Source organism: Cupriavidus alkaliphilus (genome assembly GCF_900094595.1).
Lineage (GTDB): Bacteria > Pseudomonadota > Gammaproteobacteria > Burkholderiales > Burkholderiaceae > Cupriavidus > Cupriavidus alkaliphilus.
This window is the reverse complement of sequence record NZ_FMAD01000007.1, coordinates 33,875-55,846: the sequence shown is the minus strand read 5'-3', so window position 1 is coordinate 55,846 and position 21,972 is coordinate 33,875. Positions and strand designations below refer to the sequence as shown.

Annotated in this window: 17 protein-coding genes; 10 read left to right on the top strand and 7 right to left on the bottom strand. The window is 67.1% G+C overall.

All coding sequences use genetic code 11. The annotated features are described in order from the left end of the window. Nucleotides 1-119: 119 nt before the first annotated feature. On the bottom strand, nucleotides 120-971 hold the full coding sequence (gene folD, locus GA0116996_RS15930) for a bifunctional methylenetetrahydrofolate dehydrogenase/methenyltetrahydrofolate cyclohydrolase FolD (protein ID WP_092313523.1): 852 nt from the start codon (nucleotides 969-971) through the stop codon (nucleotides 120-122). A gap of 159 nt (nucleotides 972-1,130) precedes the next feature. Between folD and GA0116996_RS15925 the strand changes: the two genes are divergently transcribed. Beyond that, nucleotides 1,131-1,811, top strand: a complete 681-nt coding sequence (locus GA0116996_RS15925; RefSeq protein ID WP_092313519.1) for a hypothetical protein — start codon at nucleotides 1,131-1,133, stop codon at nucleotides 1,809-1,811. Nucleotides 1,812-1,896: 85 nt separating this feature from the next. Here the strand turns inward: GA0116996_RS15925 and GA0116996_RS15920 are convergent, their stop codons facing one another. After that, a complete protein-coding gene (locus GA0116996_RS15920) occupies nucleotides 1,897-2,529 on the bottom strand; it encodes a response regulator transcription factor (protein WP_092313516.1) in 633 nt (210 codons plus the stop codon). A gap of 159 nt (nucleotides 2,530-2,688) precedes the next feature. After that, a complete protein-coding gene (locus GA0116996_RS15915) occupies nucleotides 2,689-5,301 on the bottom strand; it encodes a PAS domain S-box protein (RefSeq protein WP_092313513.1) in 2,613 nt (870 codons plus the stop codon). Nucleotides 5,302-5,726: 425 nt separating this feature from the next. Between GA0116996_RS15915 and aceE the strand changes: the two genes are divergently transcribed. From aceE to lpdA, 4 genes are all read left to right on the top strand, one after another. Then, entirely contained in the window at nucleotides 5,727-8,414 is a 2,688-nt protein-coding gene (aceE, locus tag GA0116996_RS15910) for a pyruvate dehydrogenase (acetyl-transferring), homodimeric type (RefSeq protein ID WP_092313510.1), read from the top strand. A 167-nt stretch (nucleotides 8,415-8,581) separates the two neighbouring features. Continuing rightward, on the top strand, nucleotides 8,582-10,255 hold the full coding sequence (gene aceF / locus GA0116996_RS15905) for a dihydrolipoyllysine-residue acetyltransferase (protein WP_092313507.1): 1,674 nt from the start codon (nucleotides 8,582-8,584) through the stop codon (nucleotides 10,253-10,255). A 72-nt stretch (nucleotides 10,256-10,327) separates the two neighbouring features. Further along, entirely contained in the window at nucleotides 10,328-11,002 is a 675-nt protein-coding gene (locus GA0116996_RS15900) for an Ntn hydrolase family protein (RefSeq protein WP_092313504.1), read from the top strand. A 33-nt stretch (nucleotides 11,003-11,035) separates the two neighbouring features. Next, the gene (lpdA, locus tag GA0116996_RS15895) at nucleotides 11,036-12,820 is read left to right on the top strand and encodes a dihydrolipoyl dehydrogenase (RefSeq protein WP_092313501.1); all 1,785 of its coding nucleotides are present in this window, start codon (nucleotides 11,036-11,038) and stop codon (nucleotides 12,818-12,820) included. Nucleotides 12,821-13,179: 359 nt separating this feature from the next. Here lpdA and phaP1 read toward each other — a convergent pair whose 3' ends face one another. Next, entirely contained in the window at nucleotides 13,180-13,758 is a 579-nt protein-coding gene (gene phaP1, locus GA0116996_RS15890; protein ID WP_092313498.1) for a TIGR01841 family phasin PhaP1, read from the bottom strand. 358 nt (nucleotides 13,759-14,116) lie between these two features. On the opposite strand from phaP1, the gene GA0116996_RS15885 reads away from it, so the two are divergent. From GA0116996_RS15885 to pbpG, 5 genes are all read left to right on the top strand, one after another. Beyond that, nucleotides 14,117-15,043, top strand: a complete 927-nt coding sequence (locus GA0116996_RS15885) for a histone deacetylase family protein (protein WP_092313495.1) — start codon at nucleotides 14,117-14,119, stop codon at nucleotides 15,041-15,043. Beyond that, nucleotides 15,040-15,966: a DMT family transporter gene (locus tag GA0116996_RS15880; RefSeq protein ID WP_092313492.1), complete on the top strand. Its 927-nt coding sequence runs from the start codon at nucleotides 15,040-15,042 to the stop codon at nucleotides 15,964-15,966. The genes GA0116996_RS15885 and GA0116996_RS15880 overlap by 4 nt, the downstream gene beginning before the upstream one ends. A gap of 84 nt (nucleotides 15,967-16,050) precedes the next feature. Beyond that, nucleotides 16,051-16,509, top strand: a complete 459-nt coding sequence (locus GA0116996_RS15875; RefSeq protein ID WP_092313489.1) for an acyl-CoA thioesterase — start codon at nucleotides 16,051-16,053, stop codon at nucleotides 16,507-16,509. A gap of 16 nt (nucleotides 16,510-16,525) precedes the next feature. Continuing rightward, nucleotides 16,526-17,248 carry a nitroreductase gene (locus tag GA0116996_RS15870; protein WP_092313486.1) on the top strand — a complete coding sequence of 241 codons (723 nt, stop codon included), beginning with the start codon at nucleotides 16,526-16,528 and terminating at the stop codon, nucleotides 17,246-17,248. A gap of 273 nt (nucleotides 17,249-17,521) precedes the next feature. Then, on the top strand, nucleotides 17,522-18,739 hold the full coding sequence (gene pbpG / locus GA0116996_RS15865) for a D-alanyl-D-alanine endopeptidase (protein ID WP_133250546.1): 1,218 nt from the start codon (nucleotides 17,522-17,524) through the stop codon (nucleotides 18,737-18,739). 67 nt (nucleotides 18,740-18,806) lie between these two features. Here the strand turns inward: pbpG and GA0116996_RS15860 are convergent, their stop codons facing one another. The 3 genes from GA0116996_RS15860 to GA0116996_RS15850 all read right to left on the bottom strand — a co-directional run bounded on the left by GA0116996_RS15860 (nucleotide 18,807) and on the right by GA0116996_RS15850 (nucleotide 21,911). Next, complete coding sequence (locus GA0116996_RS15860) at nucleotides 18,807-20,219, bottom strand: FAD-binding oxidoreductase (protein WP_092313483.1); 1,413 nt, start codon at nucleotides 20,217-20,219, stop codon at nucleotides 18,807-18,809. Between the two features lie 15 nt (nucleotides 20,220-20,234). Further along, nucleotides 20,235-20,984, bottom strand: a complete 750-nt coding sequence (locus GA0116996_RS15855) for a FadR/GntR family transcriptional regulator (RefSeq protein ID WP_092313480.1) — start codon at nucleotides 20,982-20,984, stop codon at nucleotides 20,235-20,237. 141 nt (nucleotides 20,985-21,125) lie between these two features. Continuing rightward, complete coding sequence (locus GA0116996_RS15850) at nucleotides 21,126-21,911, bottom strand: IclR family transcriptional regulator (protein ID WP_092313477.1); 786 nt, start codon at nucleotides 21,909-21,911, stop codon at nucleotides 21,126-21,128. Nucleotides 21,912-21,972 lie beyond the last annotated feature (61 nt).

The following is a 21,972-nucleotide window of genomic DNA, read 5'->3' as shown; positions in this document are numbered from 1 at the left end:
TCGGTTGGCTGCGCGGTTGGCTGGTCTTGGTCAGGCAATATTCCCGCAGATGGGGCCGGGGCGGTGGATTTTCCAGTGCCCCGGGTGGCGCATCGGGCGCCGGCGGCAAGGGCGCGCGCTCAGCCCGCGGCGCGCTCGGCGGCTTCCAGCGTATTGATCAGCAGCATGGTGATGGTCATCGGCCCGACGCCGCCCGGCACCGGCGTGATGTAGCCGGCGACTTCGCGCACGCCGGCGAAGTCGACATCGCCGCACAGCTTGCCGTGGTCATCGCGGTTCATGCCGACATCGATCACCACCGCGCCGGGCTTGACCATGTCGGCCGTGATCAGGTTGCGCTTGCCGACCGCGGCCACCACCACGTCGGCGTCGCGGGTGTGGGCGCCGATATCGCGGGTCTTGCTGTTGCAGATGGTGACGGTGGCGCCGGCCTGCAGCAGCAGCATCGCCATCGGCTTGCCGACGATATTGGAAGCGCCCACCACCACGGCGCGCGCGCCGCGCAGCGGGTACTGGATCGATTCCAGCATCTTCATGCAGCCATAGGGCGTGCACGGGCGGAACAGCGGGGCGCCCGTCATCAGCGCGCCGGCGTTGGCCACGTGGAAGCCGTCGACGTCTTTTTCCGGTGCGATCGCTTCGAGCACCTTGTGGCTGTCGATGTGCCTGGGCAGCGGCAGCTGCACCAGGATGCCGTGGATGCGCGGATCGCGGTTGAGTGCGTCGATGCGGGCCAGCAGGTCGGCCTCGGACAGGTCGGCCGGATAGCGGTCCAGCGACGAATGGAAGCCGTTGTCCTCGCAGGCCTTGACCTTGTTGCGCACGTAGACCTGGCTGGCCGGGTCTTCGCCGACCAGGACCACGGCCAGGCCGGGCTGGTGGCCGCGTTCGGTCAGGCGGGCGGCGCGCTGGGCGGCTTCGGAGCGGATTTGCTTGGCAAGGGCGTTGCCGTCGATCAGTTGGGCAGGCATGGAGGCAGGCGGGGTGATGGCGAGAAGTTGGAAGCGCCGGGCCGCGCGGGCGCGCGGCAGGGGCCAAAGGCGGAATTATAAAGGTTGCGCGAGGCCTGTCGCACTGAGCTTGACCGCCGGCAGCGATCACCCCGCCCCGGCACTGGTAGCATCGGCCGCATGCCTACCGCGCTTGCCTCGACGCTTTCCGATCCGCTGCTGGTGCTGCTGTCCGTGTGCGGACTGCTATGGGCGCTGACGCGCCGCCCCTGGCGGCTGCTGCGCCGCGATGCGCTGCAGAATGCCTGGCTGGGCGCGATGCTGCTGGTGGCGCTGCTGTGGACGGTGCGCGCGACGCTGGCAGGCGGCATGGTGATCCAGCTGCTCGGCGCCACGCTGATGGTGACGCTGTTCGGGCTGCCGCTGGCGCTGCTGTCGCTGTTCGCCGCGGACGTGGTCTCGCTGCTGGGACTCGAGTACCTGGCCGGCCACGGCTGGAGCCAGTTCGACTGGGCCGCGCTGTGGGTCCGCTATGTCTGGCTGGCGCTGCTGCCGGCGCTGCTTTCGGCGGGCCTGCAGGCGGCGATGCGGCGCCTGCTGCCGCGCCACCCGTTCGTCTTCATCCTGGGGCACGGGTATTTCACCGCCGGGCTGGCCGCGCTGGGGGCGGGGGCGGCGCAGGCGGCCTGGCGCTACCTGACCATGCCGGGACAGCCGCTGAGCATTGCCGACGCCCTGCTCGGTGCCGTGATCCTGGCCTTTGGCGAGGCCTTCCTCACCGGCATGCTGGTGGCTGTGTTTGTGGTCTATCGGCCACAGTGGGTGGTCACCTTCCGCGACGAGGATTACCTCGGGCGCTGAACGGTGTGCGGCAGGACGCGGGGATGGGCGCAGGGGGCACCGGTGCGGCCCTGGGCCGCACCAGGCGAGGGCGGGCGCCGGCCGATCAGCTGTTGCGCGACAGCGCGAGGCGCAGCAGGTCGGCGACGGTGTTGACGTTGAGCTTTTCCATGATGTTGGCGCGGTGCGCCTCCACGGTCTTGATGGAAATGCCCAGGTCGTCGGCGATCTGCTTGTTCAGGCGCCCGGCCACGATGCGCTCCAGCACCTGCTGCTCGCGCGTGGTCAGCTTGCCCAGCAGGTCCTTGGCGGCGCGCTGCTCGCGTGCGGTGGAGTGGTCGGCACGGGCCTTCTGCAGCATGCGCTCGACCAGCGCGCGCAGCTCGGACTCGTCGAAGGGCTTTTCGATAAAGTCGATCGCGCCGCGCTTCATCGTCGACACCGCCATCGGCACGTCGCCGTGGCCGGTGATGAAGACGATCGGGATGTCGATCTGCTCGGCCAGCATGCGCTCCTGCAGTTCCGGCCCGCTCATGCCGGGCATGCGCACGTCCAGGATCAGGCAGGACACCTGGCTGGCGTCGTAGGCGGCGAGGAACTGCTCGGCGCTGGTGAAGCTGCGCACCTGATAGCCATTGCCCTCCAGCAGCCAGGTCAGCGAGTCGCGCATGGCTTCATCGTCGTCGACGATGAACACGGTCTCGCCGCGGTGGGGCGTGGGGTTTGGCGTTGCGGTCATGTAGTCTCCTCGGGACAACAATTCATTGCTGCGAAGTGTAACCGGCAGCAGCCCTCTGTGGCGAGACAGGCCCCCCACGTCGGAGGGGAAGCGGCGCGGCCGGCGCCAGGCATCCGATGATGCGCAAGGGTGCGCGTGGCCCGCGCGCGCGGGCTCTGCTTATTCGGCCACGGTTTCGGCCGGCGCCGCCTGCAGCGGCAGCATGATCTTGAATGTACAACCGATGCCGTCGACATTGTTCTCGACCCACAGCCGGCCCTGGTGCGACTCGATGATCGAGCGGCAGATGTTCAGCCCCATGCCCATGCCGTCGGACTTGGTGCTGAAGAAGGGCTCGAACAGCCGCTCCTTGGTGGCCTCGTCGACACCCGGGCCCTGGTCGATCACGTCGATATGGACGTTGTCGCCGATCTCGCCGGCCTCGACCCGCGCGTGCAGCCGAACCACGCCGCCGGCGCGCATCGCCGGCAGCCCGGCCATGGCCTCGACCGCGTTCTTGAGCAGGTTCACCAGGACCTGTTCGATCAGCACCGGATCGACATAGACCGTCATCGGCGGCGCCGGCAGCCGGGTCAGGATGGTGACGCGGCGGCGGGTGGCCTCCAGGTCGGCCAGGCCTACCGCGTCGGCGACGATGTCGTGCAGCGCGGCCTCGCGCCGCTGCGGCTGGCTGCGCTTCACGAAGCCGCGGATGCGGCTGATGATGGTGCCGGCCCGCACCGCCTGCGCCGAGGTCTTCTCGAGCACCGGGATCAGGTCCTCGGGCGTGCTGCGCCCCGAATGCAGCCGCGCCACCGCGCCCATGCAGTAGTTGTTGATCGCGGCCAGCGGCTGGTTCAGCTCGTGCGCCAGCGACGACGCCATTTCGCCCATGGTGGTCAGGCGGCTGGTGAACTGCAGGCGCTCTTCATGCTGGCGCGCCATTTCCTCGGCGGCCTTGCGCACGGTGATGTCGGTGGCGATCTGCATCTGCGCCAGGTGGCCGTCGACCCACTGGATATAGCGGCGGCGCACTTCGAACCATTTCTGCATGTCGGGCACGAACACCTCGCGCGCATCCGACGCGTACGGCATCAGCTCCGATGCCGGCAGGCCAGCATAGGCATCGACATAGTCGGTGTTGTCGCTGGAGACCTGGTCCTTGTCGAGTTCGTCGCCGGCCAGCTTGACGTGGCCCTCGGCCTCCCAGCCGAACAGCTGGCGGTAGTAGCGGTTGGCGAACAGCAGCTCGGCCTTGTCGGTGGCCAGCACCGACACCGCGGCGTCCAGGCTTTCCAGCACGGTGGTGAAGCGGTCGTGCGCGGCGGCCAGTTCCTCGCGCGCGCGCTTGGGCTCGGTGATGTCCGTCATCGAGCTCATCCAGCCGGTATGGCGGCCGCGGCTGTCGACCAGCGGCGACACATACATGCGGGCATAGAAGCTGCTGCCGTCGCGGCGCATCACGCGCATCTCGTAGCCGCCGGCGGGCGACTTGCCCTGCAGCGTCAGGTCGATCTGCTTCTGCATCTCCTGCTGGTCGTTGGGCGGCCAGTAGGGGAAGGGCGGCAGGCGCCCGACCAGGTCGTTTTCCTGCCACCCGGTCATGCGGCAGAAGGCCGGGTTGACGTAGGTGATGCGGCCGTTCAGGTCGAGCGCGCGCAGGCCGATCAGCATGGAGTTTTCCATTGCGCGCCGGAACGAGGTCTCGGCCAGCAGCGCGCGCTGCGCCTCGGAGCGGCGGCTGGTGTGCCGCCACATGCTCCACAGGCTCCACAGCAGGAAGCAGGACAGCCCCACCACCAGCCACAGCAGCATGTTGTTGGGCAGGTTCGATGCCGGCGGGTAGGCATCGGCGCGCAGCGACAGCGAATGGCCCGGCGGGTCGAGCAGCACTTCGTACGACAGCGCGTTGCCCGGCACCGGCCGCAGCGAGGTGCTGGCGCGGGTCTGGTTGTTCTTGTCGATCAGCGAGAAGCGGTAGCGCTCGGTCAGCTCGGGCGGCAGCAGGTGGGTCAGGATGCCGTTGATCGAGTACAGCGCGCCCAGCGTGCCGAGGAACTCGTTGTCGCGCACGATCGGCACTTCCATCAGCATGAAGCTGTCGCCGCGCTCATTGACCAGCGGGCGCGAGTAGACCACGCGCTGGGTCTCGCGCGCGGCGTCGAAGGTGTCGAGCACTTCGGGCTCGAGCGGCTGGTCCTGGTTCTCGCGCAGGCGGCTGGCGAACTCGGAGGTCGACGGCAGCGACCAGCGGCCGCGCTTGGTGGCGTCGAGCCAGTTGATGAAGACGATCTCGGGATTCTCGCGCAGGATTTCCTGCGCCGCGGTGCGGTAGGCGCCTTGCTCAAGCTGCGCGGCGGCGATGTCGCGCGCGAGCGAGGCCAGCTGGTCCTGGTTGCTCAGCAGCGACAGGCGCACGCGCTGCTGCGCCCAGGCCGCGTCGCGGTACAGCGCGTCGCGCTGCTGCTGGCGTTCGGTCTCGTGCAGCGACCACAGGATCACGCCCATCGCCACGGTGAAGAGCACAATGGCAACCAGCGGGATGAACATGAACCAGCTGGTGGCGACCAGGTTGCGCCAGCGCAGCCACCACAGGCCGCGCGGCGGCGCCACCGGGACGCCATCGTCCGGTCCCAGCGCTTCGATCGGCCCCAGGCCGGCCGCCGGGGAAGGCGCATGCGGGACATGCGCGGACTCGCCGCCGGCGGCCTTGGCTGTACCCGACGCATCGGAGGGAAGCATGGCGGCACGCAGGCTGCGGAAAAGACGGTCGAGGCGGTTGAAAAACGGCATGGGAGGGATTGACGGCTGACCGACCAGTGTACCGAGATTATTGCGGTGCGTCGCTTGGGGAAAGCGCCAATGAAATCCCGGCGCCGCGTGCCGGCGCTGGCAGGGTGAAGGCACGGGGCATGCGGCTTCGGCAGTGATTCTTGGTGCGCTGCCGCATAATTCCACATTATAAAAAACGATATCGCAATTTGAAAATTTCCCTTGTGCTCGACATTGGGCTTCCATAGAATCGGTCCGACCCAAGAATGCGGGCGGTAGCCATGCGCCTGCCGCGCGGAGAAACCGGAACAGGTTTCCCGGCGGCGGCCCCGATGCAAGGCGGCAATGGCGCCGATCCTCCGCAAGTCGGTGCGAGTCATACGTTGAGTCGTGTCCGGCGCTGCCAGCGCGGACGCGGAAGCCAAGAATTCACCCAGGAGACAGTCATGTCCGCCGTACCAGAGCAGATCCTCGGCGCCTCGAGCGCCAACGACGCCGATCCCCAGGAAACCCATGAATGGCTCGACGCCCTGCAGGGCGTGCTGGCCGCGGAAGGCCCGGCGCGCGCCGCCTTCCTGATCGACAAGCAGATCGAATACGCCCGCGTGAACGGCGTGACCCAGCCGTTCCACGCCGAGACCCAGTACATCAACACCATCCCGGTCGAGCAGCAGGCCCGCATCCCCGGCGACCAGGACATCGAGCACCGGATCCGCTCGTACACCCGCTGGAACGCCATGGCGATGGTGCTGCGCGCCAACAAGCACACCAATGTCGGCGGCCATATCTCGTCGTTTGCCTCGGCGGCCACGCTGTACGACGTCGGCTACAACCATTTCTGGCGCGCCCCGTCGGAGCAGAGCGGCGGCGACCTGGTCTTCGTGCAGGGCCACTCGGCACCGGGCGTGTACTCGCGCGCCTTCCTGCTGGGCCGCCTGAGCCAGGACCAGCTCGACAACTTCCGCCAGGAAGTCGACGGCAAGGGCATCTCGTCGTACCCGCACCCGTGGCTGATGCCGGACTTCTGGCAGTTCCCGACGGTGTCGATGGGCCTGGGCCCGATCATGGCCATCTACCAGGCCCGCTTCATGAAGTACCTGGACAGCCGCGGCCTGGCCAAGGCCGGCGACCGCAAGGTCTGGGCCTTCCTGGGCGACGGCGAGACCGACGAGCCGGAATCGCTGGGCGCGATCGGCATGGCCGGCCGCGAGAAGCTCGACAACCTGGTCTTCGTCATCAACTGCAACCTGCAGCGCCTGGACGGCCCGGTGCGCGGCAACGGCAAGATCATCCAGGAACTGGAGTCCGAGTTCCGCGGCGCCGGCTGGAACGTGATCAAGGTGGTGTGGGGCAGCAAGTGGGACGCGCTGCTGGCGCGCGACACCAAGGGCCTGCTGATGAAGCGCATGATGGAATGCGTGGACGGCGAGTACCAGACCATGAAGGCCAAGGACGGCGCCTACGTGCGCGAGCACTTCTTCAACACGCCTGAGCTGAAGGCGATGGTCGCCGACTGGTCCGACGAGGACATCTGGCGCCTGAACCGCGGCGGCCACGACCCGCACAAGATCTACGCCGCCTACAAGGCCGCCAGCGAGCACAAGGGCCAGCCCACGCTGATCCTGGCCAAGACCATCAAGGGCTATGGCATGGGCGACGCCGGCCAGGCCATGAACGTCGCGCACCAGCAGAAGAAGATGCCGGTCGACGCGATCCGCAAGTTCCGCGACCAGTTCAACCTCCCGGTCGCCGACGACAAGCTGGAAGAAGTACCGTACATCACCTTCGAGGAAGGCTCGAAGGAACTGGAATACATGCGCCAGGCGCGCATGAACCTGGGCGGCTATCTGCCCGCGCGCCGGCAGAAGGCCGAAGCGCTGCAGGTGCCCGAGCTGAAGGCGTTCGAAGCCCTGCTCAAGGCCACCGGCGAAGGCCGCGAAGTGTCCACCACCATGGCCTTCGTGCGGATCCTGAACACGCTGCTCAAGGACAAGCAGATCGGCAAGCACGTGGTGCCCATCGTTCCGGACGAGTCGCGCACCTTCGGCATGGAAGGCCTGTTCCGCCAGGTCGGCATCTGGAACCAGGAAGGCCAGAAGTACGTGCCGGAAGACCATGACCAGCTGATGTTCTACAAGGAATCGCAGACTGGCCAGGTGCTGCAGGAAGGCATCAACGAAGCCGGCGCCATGTGCGACTGGATCGCCGCCGCCACGTCGTACTCGACCCACGGCGTGCAGATGATCCCGTTCTACATCTACTACTCGATGTTCGGCATCCAGCGTATCGGCGACCTGTGCTGGGCCGCCGCCGACATGCGCTCGCGCGGCTTCCTGCTGGGCGGCACCGCCGGCCGCACCACGCTGAACGGCGAAGGCCTGCAGCATGAAGACGGCCATTCGCACGTGTTCCACGCGGTCATCCCCAACTGCATCTCGTACGACCCGACCTTCCAGTACGAGCTGGCGGTGATCATGCAGGACGGCCTGCGCCGCATGTACGCCGAGCAGGAAGACGTCTACTACTACCTGACGGTGATGAACGAGAACTACGAGCATCCGGAAATGCCGGCTGGCGTAGAGCAGGACATCGTCAAGGGCATGTACCAGTTCCGCAAGGGCGTCGAGAACAGCAACGCGCCGCGCGTGCAGCTGCTGGGCTCGGGCACGATCTTCCGCGAGGTGATCGCCGCCGCCGAGCTGCTGAAGAAGGACTGGGGCGTCGAGTCCGACCTGTGGGGCTGCCCGAGCTTCACCGAGCTGGCGCGCGACGGCCAGGCCGCCGAGCGCTTCAACCTGCTGCACCCGACCGAGACCCAGCGCGAAGCCTTTGTCACGCAGAAGCTGAAGTCGGCGCGCGGCCCGGTGATCGCCTCGACCGACTACGTGCGCACCTTCGCCGAGCAGATCCGTCCGTTCGTGCCGCGCCGCTACGTGGTGCTGGGCACCGACGGCTTCGGCCGCTCGGACACGCGCGAGAAGCTGCGCCACTTCTTCGAAGTGGACCGCTACTGGGTCACGCTGGCCGCGCTCAAGGCGCTGGCCGACGAGGGCGCGATCGGTCGCGACAAGGTCGCCGAGGCCATCAAGAAGTACAACCTCGACCCGAACAAGCCCAACCCGATGTCGGTCTGATCCGGCAGCCTGCACCCACCCCCGCAGTACGGCAGCGCCGTGCCGCGGGCGCCCCGGGCATGGTCCCGATGGCGCCTTGCGGCACGGCGGCGTGACAGAAGCGGGCGGCGAAGGTAATCTCGCCGCTTGCGGACGTCGCGCGTGCCGGCCTGCCCAGGAGACACTGAATGAGTCAAGCGATTGAAATCAAGGTGCCGGATATCGGCGACTATGACGCCGTTCCCGTCATTGAAGTGCATGTGAAACCCGGCGACAGCATCAACGCGGAAGACGCGCTGGTGACGCTGGAGTCCGACAAGGCCACCATGGACGTGCCCTCGCCGCAGGCCGGCGTGGTCAAGGACGTCAAGATCAAGGTGGGCGACAACGTGGCCGAAGGCTCGCTGCTGGTGATGCTGGAACCGGCCGGCCAGGCCGCTGCCGCCCCCGCACCGGCGGCTGCGCCCGCTCCCGCCCCCGCTCCGGCACCTGCCGCAGCGGCTCCGGCCCCCGCTCCCGCGCCGGCTCCCGCCGCGGCACCGGCCGGCGCCGGCGGCACCATCGAAGTCAAGGTGCCCGATATCGGCGACTACGACGCCGTGCCCGTGATCGAAGTCCACGTCAAGCCGGGCGACACCATCAGCGCGGAAGACGCGGTGGTGACGCTGGAATCGGACAAGGCCACCATGGACGTGCCCTCGCCGCAGGGCGGCGTGGTCAAGGAAGTCAAGGTCAAGGTCGGCGACAACGTGTCGGAAGGCACGCTGCTGCTGATCCTGGAAGGCGCTGCCAGCGCCGCTGCTGCCGCACCGGCCGCCGCCGCCGCGGCACCGGCCCCGGCTGCCAGCGCGCCGGCACCGGCCCCGGCTGCGGCAGCCGCCCCGGCGCCAGCCGCCGCGCCCGCTGCTGCGCCGGCCGCCGCCGCCGGCGCAACCGGCAAGGCCGCCCATGCCAGCCCCTCGGTGCGCAAGTTCGCGCGCGAGCTGGGCGTGGATGTTTCGCGCGTGCCTGGCACCGGTCCCAAGGGCCGCATCACCCAGGAAGACGTGCAGAACTACGTCAAGGGCGTGATGACCGGCCAGGCCGCCGCGCCGGCCCAGGCTGCCGCTGCCGGCGCCGGTGGTGGCGAGCTGGGCCTGCTGCCGTGGCCGAAGGTCGATTTCACCCGCTTCGGCGAGGTCGAAAGCAAGGCCCTGTCGCGCATCAAGAAGATCTCGGGTGCCAACCTGCACCGCAACTGGGTCATGATCCCGCACGTCACCAACCATGACGAAGCGGACATCACCGAGCTCGAGGCCTTCCGCGTGCAGCTGAACAAGGAGAACGAGAAGGCCGGCATCAAGGTGACCATGCTGGCGTTCATGATCAAGGCCACGGTCGCGGCCCTGAAGAAGTTCCCGAACTTCAATGCCTCGCTCGACGGCGACAATCTGGTGCTGAAGAAATACTTCAACATCGGCTTCGCCGCCGACACCCCGAACGGCCTGGTCGTGCCGGTGATCAAGGACGCCGACAAGAAGGGCGTGCTCGAGATCAGCCAGGAAATGAGCGAGCTGGCCAAGCTGGCGCGCGACGGCAAGCTCAAGCCCGACCAGATGCAGGGCGGCTGCTTCTCGATCTCGTCGCTGGGCGGCATCGGCGGCACGTACTTCACGCCGATCATCAATGCGCCCGAAGTGGCCATCATGGGCGTGTGCAAGTCGTACATGAAGCCGGTGTGGGACGGCAAGCAATTCGCGCCGCGCCTGACGCTGCCGCTGTCGCTGTCGTGGGACCACCGCGTCATCGACGGTGCCGAGGCCGCGCGCTTCAACACGTACTTCGCGCAATTGCTGGCGGACTTCCGCCGCATCCTGCTCTAAGCGGGGTGGCGCCGCGCGGGCGGGGCAAAGGCCCGGCCCGCGCGGCGCGCCACGCGCAACCGGGAGCAAGCCATGACTACCTGTGTTGTCGTCAGGAAGGGCGCCGAGGTGGCGATCGCGGCCGACGCGCTCGTGACCTTCGGCGATACGCGCCTGTCGCGCGCGTACGAGCGCAACCAGAAAGTGTTTCCGGTGGGCGACGGCTTTATCGCGCTGGCCGGGACCACGGCGCACTTCCCGGTCATGCGCACGCTGCTGGCTGGGCTGGGCGACGAGTGCCGGCTGGGCTCGCGCGACGACGTGTTCCGCACCTTCCTGAAGGTGCACGAGAAGCTGAAGTCGGACTACTTCGTCAATACCAAGGAAGACGATGACGACCCTTACGAGTCGTCGCAGATCGTATGCCTGCTCGCCAATCCGGCGGGCATCTTCGGCGTCTACTCGTATCGCGAGGTGTTTTCGTTCGACCGCTTCTGGGGCATCGGCTCGGGCCGCAACTACGCGCTGGGCGCGATGCACGCGGTCTATGACCGGCCGGACCTCGGCGCGGGCGAGATCGCGCGCATCGGCGTCGATGCCGGCGTGGAGTTCGACAAGAGCTCGTCCGGACCGATCGAGGTGCATACCGTGCGGCTGCACGAGCAGGATGCCACGGCGACCCCGGACCAGGACGATGGCGCGGACGACGGCGCGGGCGGCAATCCGGCGAGCGGCAACGCAGCAACCAACAACGACGGCGCGCCCTGAAGCCGAGAGGCGGGCGCGCATAGAGGAGCAAACATGAGTGTGATCGAAGTCAAGGTCCCGGATATCGGCGATTTCGACGCGGTGGAAGTGATCGAGGTGCTGGTCAAGGCCGGCGACACGGTCGAGGTGGAGCAGTCCCTGATCGTGCTGGAATCCGACAAGGCCAGCATGGACGTGCCGTCGTCGGCCGCCGGCAAGGTGGTCGAGGTCAAGGTCAAGGTCGGCGACAAGGTGGGCCAGGGCGCGGTGATCTGCACCATCGAGGCCCAGGCCGGCGCAGCCGCCGCGCCTGCCCCCGCACCGGCCCCGGCGCCCGCGCAGGCCGCCGCGCCGGCCCCCGCTGCGGCGCCGGCTCCCGCCGCCGCCAGCCACGCGGGCGGTGCCGATATCCAGTGCGAGGTGCTGGTGCTGGGCGCCGGTCCCGGCGGCTATTCGGCTGCCTTCCGCGCCGCCGACCTGGGCATGAATACCGTGCTGGTGGAGCGTTACGGCACGCTCGGCGGGGTCTGCCTGAACGTCGGCTGCATCCCGTCCAAGGCGCTGCTGCACAACGCCGCGGTGATCGACGAAGCCAAGGCGCTGGCCGCGCACGGCATCCTGTTCGGCGAAGCCAAGATCGACCTGGACGGCCTGCGCCACTACAAGGACCAGGTGGTCGGCAAGCTGACCGGCGGCCTGGCCGGCATGGCCAAGGCGCGCAAGGTGCAGGTGGTGCGCGGCGTCGGCAATTTCCTCGACCCGCATCACCTGGAAGTGGAGCTGACCGAAGGCGAAGGCAAGCAGACCACCGGCAAGAAGACCGTGATCCGCTTCGACAAGGCCATCATCGCCGCCGGCAGCCAGGCGGTGAAGCTGCCCTTCATCCCGGAAGACCCGCGCATCGTCGACTCGACCGGCGCGCTGGAACTGCCCGAAGTGCCCAACAAGATGCTGGTCATCGGCGGCGGCATCATCGGCCTGGAAATGGCGACGGTGTACAGCACGCTGGGTGCCGATATCGATGTCGTCGAAATGCTGCCGGGCCTGATGAACGGCGCCGACCGCGACCTGGTCAAGGTCTGGGAAAAGAAGAACAAGGACCGCTTCGGCAAGGTGATGCTCAACACCAAGACGGTAGCGGTGGAAGCCAAGCCGGACGGCATCTACGTCAGGTTCGAGGGCGAGCAGGCGCCGGCCGAGGCGCAGCGCTATGACCTGGTGCTGGTGTCGGTGGGCCGCTCGCCCAACGGCAAGCGCATCAGCGCCGAGAAGGCCGGCGTTGCCGTGACCGAACGCGGCTTTATCGACGTCGACAAGCAGATGCGCACCAACGTGCCGCACATCTACGCGATCGGCGATATCGTCGGCCAGCCGATGCTGGCGCACAAGGCAGTGCACGAGGCCCACGTGGCCGCGGAAGCCGCCCATGGCGAAAAGGCCTACTTCGATGTCAAGCAGATCCCCTCGGTGGCCTTCACCGATCCGGAAGTTGCCTGGGCCGGCCTGACCGAGGACGAGTGCAAGGCGCAGGGCATCAAGTACAGCAAGGGCGTGTTCCCGTGGGCCGCTTCGGGCCGCGCCATCGCCAACGGCCGCGACGAGGGTTTCACCAAGCTGATCTTCGACGAGGAAACGCATCGCGTGATCGGCGGCGGCATCGTCGGCACGCATGCCGGCGACCTGATCAGCGAAGTGTGCCTGGCGATCGAGATGGGCGCCGACGCGGTGGATATCGGCAAGACCATCCATCCGCACCCGACGCTGGGCGAGTCGATCGGCATGGCGGCCGAGATCTACGAAGGCACGTGTACCGACGTGCCGCCGCCGCGCAAGCGTTGAGGCGCTGCCCGCTGCGATGACAAAGCCCGCCTTGTTGCGGGCTTTGTTTTGCGCGATTTCGCAATTAACCGCCTTAAGTTACCAGCGTCAATATCCAGTGGCTTGCAGCGAAAGCGGGGAGTGCAGCGAGAAGGCTGGCCGGGAGAGAGAGGGCCAAAAAAAACCCGACCTGTAGGGGTCGGGTTTAACGATACCTTTGGACAAGGAGACCGCGGTACCGAGGAGACATCGGCAGACAAGGCAGCGCCGGGCCGGTCGGTCAGGGCACTTCCTTTATCGTTGGCAAAGCCCACTGCATCGCATGGCGATGGGCTTTGCCAACGGACCGGCCGCAGCCGGTCCATCTTCAACACTGGCTATCAGGCAGCAGTGGCCTTCTTCGCCGTGGCCGTGCGGGCCGTGGCGCTGGCTTGCTGGGCAGCCTTGGTCGCAGCCGAAGCAGCGGCCTGGAAGTTGGTTTCAGCGATTTCGACCGCTTGCTTGGTCGCCTTCTGCACCGACTCGTAGGCGTTGTTGGCAGCGGAGATTGCCGACTTCACGATGGCCACGGTCGATTCCGAACCGGCCGGGGCGTTCTTGGCGAAGTTCTCGACCAGGGCCTGAACGTTCTTCGAGCCTTCGGCCAGCTGGGCCTCGGCCACCTTGGCGAATTCGCTCTGGGTTTCCGAAGCGATCTCGTACAGGTGACGGGTGTAGGCCAGGGTCTTTTCGGCGACCGGCTGCACGGCTGCGGCCTGGAGGGCCAGCAGTTCCTGCGCATCCTTGGCCGACAGCGCCTTCTTGGCGTTTTCCACGTTTTCGGCGAAGGTGGTCTTGACGACCTGCAGGTTCAGTTCGACAAGCTTTTCGACGCCTTCAAACGCCTTGGTGGTCAGGCCGAACAGCGTTTCGAGGTTAGCCTTTTGTGCTGCTGCGACTTGTTCCGGGGTGAGGATCATTGCTGGTCTCCAGTGGTGAACTTCAAGGTCAAGCAAATTAAGCCGCCTAGATGTCAGGACCGTGACGGTGTTTCGCCCGTTTCGGCCAGCCCAGGCGTGTGGGTGGGTCAGGGCGCCAATCCGTTTGTGCGCCGCAACAAGCCGTATTTTAGGGGCGGCCAAACCAATGTCAAGGATATTTTGTGCGACGCACAAAATCCCGCAGGCCGGGCTTGCTGCAAGTGACGCCCTAGCCATTCCCAGTCCCGCCGGCAATGCCCGGACAGGGGTGCTACCATGCCAGGCTGCCCGCGCCGGCACGGCCGGCCGAGGCCGGAACCCCAACAAGATGTGAACAGAATCGCCCAGGCCTCTTTCCATGCTCGCTTTCTACGCCGACCACTTCGTGCTGCCGTTGCCGCCCGGACATCGCTTCCCGATGCGCAAGTACAGCATGCTGCGCGACGCGGTGTCGGCCCAGGTGCCGGGGCTGCGCCTGTCCGAGGCGCCGCGCGCCGGCGACGATGCGCTGCTGCTGGCACACACGGCGGAATACGTGGCGGCCGCCTCGGCTGGCACCCTCGACGCCGCGCGCCAGCGCGAGATCGGCTTTCCCTGGTCCGAAGCGATGGTGGAGCGCTCGCGCCGCTCGGCAGGCGCCACCATCGAGGCCTGCCGCGGCGCGCTGCGTGAAGGCATAGCCGTGAATCTGGCGGGCGGCACGCACCACGCGTACGCCGACAAGGGCGGCGGCTTCTGCGTCTTCAACGATGCCGCGATCGCCGCGCGCGTGCTGCAGCGCGACGGCGCCGTGCGCCGCGTGGCGGTGATCGACCTGGACGTGCATCAGGGCAACGGCACCGCATCGATCCTGCACGGCGACCCATCGGTATTCACGCTGTCTCTGCATGGCGAGAAGAACTACCCGTTCCGCAAGGAAGCGAGCGACCTCGACGTCGGCCTGCCGGATGGCTGCGACGACGAGGCTTACGCGCAGGCGCTGCAGGCCGCGCTGGACACGCTGTTCCGCCGCTTTGAGCCGGACCTGCTGATTTACCTGGCCGGCGCGGACCCGCACGAGGGTGACCGGCTCGGGCGGTTGAAACTGACCATGGCTGGCCTGGCACGACGCGACCGCCTCGTGTTCGACGCCGCGCAAGCACGCCGCCTGCCGGTGGCGGTGACCATGGCGGGCGGCTATGGCAACCAGATCGAGGACACCGTTGCGGTCCATGCGCAGACCGTGCGGCTCGCCGCGCAATATCACGCCCGGTACGCGCAGCTTGCCGCGCAACTTGCATCATGAGCGAGCTGATCGAGTCAGGCCGCGGCGGCGCGGCCCGCCCGCGCGCCACCCTATGGGTCGCATCGATGCCGTGGCTGTTCGTGCTGATCTGGAGCACCGGCTTTATTGTCGCCAAATACGGCATGCCGTATGCGGAGCCGATGACCTTCCTGTTCCTGCGCTTTGCCGGCGTGCTGGTACTGATGGTGCCGTTCGTATTGCTGGCGCGCGTGCCGCTGCCGCGCGTGACGGGGTCGACGGCAACCGACTGGCGCTCGGTCGGGCATATCGCCGTGGCCGGCCTGCTGCTGCAGGCGGGGTACCTCGGCGGCGTATGGGCCGCGATCAAGCTCGGCATGCCGGCAGGCGTATCGGCGCTGATCGTCGGCATGCAGCCGATCCTGACCGCGCTGATTGCCACGCGCATGGGCGAGCGCATCGGAGCACGCCAGTGGCTGGGCCTGCTGTTGGGCATTGCCGGCGTGGCGCTGGTGGTGGCGAACAAGCTCGGTGCCAGCGGCTTGACGCCGGCCAGCCTCGCGCTGGCCGCCGGGGCCTTGTTCAGCATCACCGTGGGCACGGTCTACCAGCGGCATTTCTGTCCGGTGTTCGACCTGCGCATGGGTTCGGTGATCCAGTTCGCCGCGGCGGCGCTTGCCTGCGTGCCGTTCATGTTCCTGTTCGAGACGCGGGAGGTGCAGTGGACTGCCGCGATGCTCGGCGCGCTGGCGTGGTCGGTGGTGGCGTTGTCGATCGGCGCGATCTCGCTGCTGTTCCTGCTGATCCGCCAGGGTGCGGCCACCAAGGTGTCCAGCCTGATGTACCTGACCCCGCCCACGACGGCGGTGATGGCCTGGCTGCTGTTCGGCGAGCGCTTCCCGCCGCTGGCGGCCGCCGGCATGGTGCTGGCCGCGCTGGGTGTCGCGCTTGTCATCCGTCGCTAGCGACAGCGCGTTCGTATCGCGTAGGCCGCTGGTTCAGAATATTCACATTTCGTACCGTCTCGCGCCCTGTCTCCTTCTCGCCCCATGAAACCCCAAGCCGAATCCCGCAGTGCCTATCCGTATTTCCAACCGATCACTACGCGTTGGATGGACAACGATGTCTATGGCCACGTTAACAACGTTGTCTACTACAGTTATTTTGACACCGTGGTGAATACCTACCTGATCCGGCAGGGCGTGCTCGATGTCACGTCGGGCGAGACCATCGGGCTGGTGATCGAGACGCAGTGCAACTACTTCTCGTCGCTCAGCTTTCCCGAGACCGTGATAGCGGGTTTACGCGTAGCCAGGCTGGGCACGTCGAGCGTGCGCTATGAGGTCGGCCTGTTCAGCGGCGACAACGAGGTCGCTGCCGCGCAAGGACATTTCATCCACGTCTATGTCGATCGCGCTACGCGCCGGCCGGTACCGTTGCCGGGCGCGTTGCGCGAAGCGCTGCTGCCGTTGGCGGCGGCGGGCGCGGTGACGGGCGCACGGGAATAGGACGGGGCAACAGGAGATGAACAAGATGTCCCACGAGAAGCAACTCGGCTCGCAGGATGCCGTGGACTGCGTGGATCGTGCGATCCTGACGCGGCGTTCGGTGCGGGCCTTTCTCGATACGCACGTGCCGCGCAGCACCGTGGAAGAGATCCTGGCGGTCGCCAGCCGCGCGCCGTCCGGTACCAATACGCAGCCGTGGCGCGTCTATGTGCTGTCGGGCGAGGCCAAGGCGAAGCTGTGCGCCGACGTGCTGGCCGCCTATGAAGATCCCGAGCGCGACAGCAAGTACCGCGAGGAGTACCCGTACTATCCGCGCGAATGGGCCGATCCGTATCTGTCGCGGCGGCGCAAGGTGGGCTGGGACCTGTACGGGCTGCTCGAGATCAGCCGCGAAGACAAGGCGCGCATGCACGAACAGCATGCGCGCAATTTCCGTTTCTTCGATGCGCCGGTGGGCCTCATCTTCACCATCGACCGCATCATGGAGCAGGGCAGCTGGCTCGACTACGGCATGTTCCTGCAAAGCATCATGGTCGCCGCCCGGGCGCGCGGGCTCGATACCTGCCCGCAGGCGGCGTTCACGCAGTTCCACAAGATCATCGCCAGCCACCTGCGGCTGCCACCGGAAGAAATGGTGGTGTGCGGCATGTCGCTGGGTTTTGCCGATCCGGAGGCCATCGCAAACCGCCTCACCACGGAACGGGAGCCAGTCAGCGGGTTTGCGCGTTTTCTCTCATAGTGAAATTTGTTTCAACATGTAACGATGGAGGCCGATAACCAGCCACGGCTGTGCGTATTGGCTTCGTCGCTGCGAAGGGGTAGCAAGGGTGAACCGGACTGCGCTTGGGTCAAGCCTGCCGGTGTTCGATTACAGACGTGATGCATCGCGAACTTTTTTCGTAATGTGGAAATGTATGTGAATCGAACTTTAAGGAGCGTCTGTAAGTCTTTAATCTTGCTAACAATTTCTTTATTTCCTACACTAGCGCCATTCCTATGCGCTGAACGAATCATGTTCCGGTCTGATTCCATTTTCTCCAGATTCTTCGGCTCCACACCCTTGTCCGCCGTCGCCGCCGCGGTACTGGTGTCGGTGTCGATGGTCGCGGTGCCCGTGGCCGAAGCGGCCACCAAGGCCGCATCCACGCAAAAAACAACCAAAAAGCAGGCTCAATCCGCTAAAGCCGAGAAAAAGACTGCGGCCAAGCCAGTTGCCAAAAGCTCGCGAAACGCCAAGGTTGCCAAGAGCGAAGCACGATCGGCGCGCAAGGTGGTGGTGCTGAAGAAGGGCAAGCGCCACGTCGTGGTGGCGCAGCGCGCTGCCCCCGTGCGGGCGGCGTTTACGCCGTCCAAGCCCTCGCTGGGCGAAGCCATGGGCCTGCGCGACACCGACGACGCCCTGGCTCTGCGCTCCAGCGTGGCCCTGGTGATGGACCAGAACTCCAACGAGGTGCTGTTCCAGAAGAATGCCGGCGCGGTGCTGCCGATTGCATCGATCACCAAGCTGATGACCGCGCTGGTGGTGATGGACTCGCGCCTGCCGATGGACGAGGTGCTGACCATCACCGAGGAAGACCGCGACACCGAGAAGCACAGCAGCTCGCGCCTGCGCTTCGGCACGCAGCTGACGCGCCAGGAACTGCTGCTGCTGGCGCTGATGTCGTCCGAGAACCGCGCTGCTTCGGCGCTGGGCCGCCATTACCCGGGCGGCCTGCCGGCCTTTGTGCAGGCCATGAACCGCAAGGCGCGCGAGCTCGGCATGAACGACAGCCATTTCGTCGATTCCAGCGGCCTGTCGAGCAGCAACGTGTCGAGCGCGACCGACCTGGTGCGGATGGTCAATGCCGCGTACCGCAACCCGACCATCCGCGAGTACTCGACCCAGACCGAGCACGAAGTCAACGTGTTGGGCCGCACCCAGCATTACGTCAGCACCAACCGCCTGGTGCGCGGCGGCAACTGGGAGATCGGCCTGCAGAAGACCGGCTTTATCTCCGAGGCTGGCCAGTGCCTGGTGATGCAGGCCCGTGTGCATGGGCGCAACGTGGTGATGGTGTTCCTGGATTCGGCCGGCAAGCTGTCGCGCTTTGCCGATGCCAACCGGGTCAAGGACTGGCTCGAGCATTCGCCGTCCTCGCCGCAGCGCGGCTTCCCGTCCTCGCCGAACCTGACGCAGGGTCCGGGCAGCGCCCACGCGGTGCTGGCCTCGCAGCAATCGCGCGGCATCTGAGCCGGCACGCCTGACCGGAAAAAAAACGCGCCGCATTGCGGCGCGTTTTGCTTTGGTGCGGCAGCGGTCAGAGCAGCTTGCCGGGGTTCATGATCCCGGCGGGATCGAACACCGACTTGATCTCGCGCATCAGGCGCAATTCCAGCGGATCCTTCACCGCCAGGAAGGCATGGCGCTTGAGCTGGCCGATGCCATGCTCGGCGCTGATGCTGCCGCCGTAACGCATCACCTCGTCCAGCACCGCATCGGTCACGGCATCGCCCTGCGTGGCCGCCCAGTCCTTGGGGGCGCCGGCCGGGCGCGACAGGTTGTAGTGCAGGTTGCCGTCGCCGAAGTGCCCGAACACGAAGGGCCGGATCGCGGCATCGAGCGCGCGCAGCCGGGCTTGCATCGATGCCATGAAGGCCGGGATCTGCTCGATCGGCAGCGACACGTCGTGCTTGAGATGCGGACCGTCGGCGCGCTGCGCTTCGGAGATTTCCTCGCGCAGCTTCCACAGCGCCTGCAGTTGCGCCAGCGAAGCGGAGACCGCGGCATCGAGGCACAGCTCGCGCTCCAGCGCCTCGCCGATGACGCGTTCCAGCAGCGCGTTCAGCGCGGCCTCATCGGTGGTGTCGGCCAGTTCCACCAGCACGTAGGCCGGGTAGCGCTGCGCGAACGGTTCCTGCACGCCTTCCGCATGCGCCAGCACCAGGTCCAGGCAATCGCCGGTAAAGAACTCGAAGGCCTGCAGGCGTGCGCCGCATTGCTCGAACAGCAGTTCATAGAGCGCCAGCGATTGCGCGGGCGATGCCACCGCCGCCAGCACCACGCTGCGCGTATCGGTGCGCGGGAACAGGCGCAGCGCCGCTGCGGTGATCACGCCGAGCGTGCCTTCGGAGCCGATCAGCAGCTGTTTCAGGTCGTAGCCGGTATTGTCCTTGCGCAGCGTGCGCAGGCCGTGGAAGACCTCGCCGTTGGGCAGCACGGCCTCGACCCCCAGCACCAGTTCGCGCGTCATGCCATAGCGCACTACGTTGACGCCGCCGGCATTGGTCGCCAGGTTGCCGCCGATCTGGCACGAGTCCTCGGCGGCCAGCGACAGCGGCAGCAAGCGGTTGGCGTCCTGCGCCGCGCGGCGCAGGTTGCCCAGGATGCAGCCGGCCTCGGCCACCATGGTATTGGCGATGGTGTCGAGCGAGCGCACCGCATTCATGCGGTCCAGACTCAGCACCACGTTCTGCGCGCGCGCGTCGGGCGTGGCGCCGCCGCACAGGCCGGTATTGCCGCCGCGCGGCACCACCGGCACCGCGGCCTGCTGGCACAGCGCCAGCGCGCGCGACACTTCGTCGACGCTGCGGGGCCGCAGCACCGCCTGGGCCTGGCCGCGGTAGATGCCGCGCCAGTCCGACAGCCAGGGCGCGATGTCGTCGGGGTTGGTCAGCGCAGTGTCGGGGCCGAGGGCTTCGGTGAGCCGCTGGGCAAAGGATCCGTTTTGCATGATGGTGGTGTCGTCTCAGGAAAGGGATGCGGGGCTGGCGGCGCGCGCCGACGTTGCTGCGTCGGCGCGCGTGCGTAGCGACAACCCCAGGCGGTGCGCGGCGCTTTGCAGGTGCGCCACCGCCGCCGCGCGCGCCGCGCCGGCATCGCCGCGGCGGATGGCCGCGACGATGGCCTCGTGTTCGGCCTGCACGGTCTCGGCCAGCCCTGGCTGGCGCAGCGTATTGGCACGCGCGGTGGCGACCGCCTGGTGCAGCTGCAGGTTCAGGTACTGCAGCAGCTGGCGGTAGTACGGGTTGTGCGTGGCGGCGGCGATGCCGATATGGAAAGCCGCGTCGAGATCGGCAGCCGGCTGCGGGTCATAGAGCCGGGCCTGCAGGCGCTGCAGCAGCGCCGTCAGCGCGGCTACGTCGTCATCGGTGCGGCGCACCGCGGCCAGCGCCGCGGCGGCGCCTTCCAGGTCGATGCGCAGGTCGTACAGGTCGGCCAACTCGCCCGCGTCGAGCTCGGGGTCGCGCGGCAGCTGGAAGCCGGCTGCGCCGGTGCGCGAGCGCACCGTGCAGCCAACGCCCTGGCGCGACTCGACAAAGCCCTGCGAACGCAGGTGTTCGGTGACTTCACGGATCACGGCGGCGCTGACGCCGAATTGCTCGGCCAGCTGCCGCCCGGTCGGCAGGCGGCTGCCGACGGGGTAGGTGCCGCTTTCGATATCGGCGCGCAGCTGGCGCGTGACCTGTTCGGTAAGGGTGACGGTGCGGGTTCGCATGACCGTCGATTATAAGGTTTGCTGGTTATCTGAAAACAAAGGGTAAACCCTTGGATCAAGATTTCGCCATTCCACCAAAGCAAAACGCGCGGACTGCCTTGTCGGCAGCCCGCGCGCAGGCGGTGCGTGGCCGGGTGGGCCTCAGGCAGCGGCTTCGGTCACGTAGCCCATGCCGCGCGAGATCTGCAGGGCGGTATCCTTCAGGTTCTGCAGCCAGCTGTCCTGCAGCCGGTCAGCCGGCGCCGACAGCGACAGGCCCGCCACCAGCCGGCGCGAGTCGTCATAGATGCCGGCGGCGATGCAGCGCACCCCCAGTTCCAGCTCTTCGTTGTCGCGGGCATAGCCGTTGGTGCGGACCCAGTTGAGTTCGCGTTCGAGCTTGGTCAGGTCGGTGATCGAGGTGCGGGTGTGGCCGGCCAGCCCGGTGCGGGTGGCGTAGTTGCGCACGCGCGCCGACTCGTCTGCGGCCAGGAACAGCTTGCCCACCGAGGTCAGGTGCAGCGGGGCGCGGCCGCCGATGGCGCGCACCACCTGCATGCCCGAGCGCTCGCTGTACGCGCGCTCGATATAGACGATCTCGTCGCCCTGGCGCACCGACAGGTTGACGGTCTGGCCGGTGACACGGTGCAGCGCGCGCATCGGCGCCAGCGCCGCGTCGCGCACCGACAGGCGCGCCTTGACCAGGTTGCCCAGCTCCAGCAGCCGCATGCCGAGCCGGTAGCTGCCGGGATCGGAGCGGTCGACAAAGCGACAGGCGACCATGTCGTTGAGGATGCGGTGCGCGGTGGAAGGATGCAGGCCGGTGGCCAGCGACAGCTCTTTCAGGCTGACCGGGTCGGCATGCTGCGCAAGCGCGTCGAGCAGGGTCATCATGCGCTCGATGACCTGGATGGACGTCTTGCCGGGTGACTTGTCTGCGTCGGACATGGTTGGGAAAAGTAGAAATGTTGCCTTGCGGCATTTTTAAGCGTCTGCCTGATTCTATCTC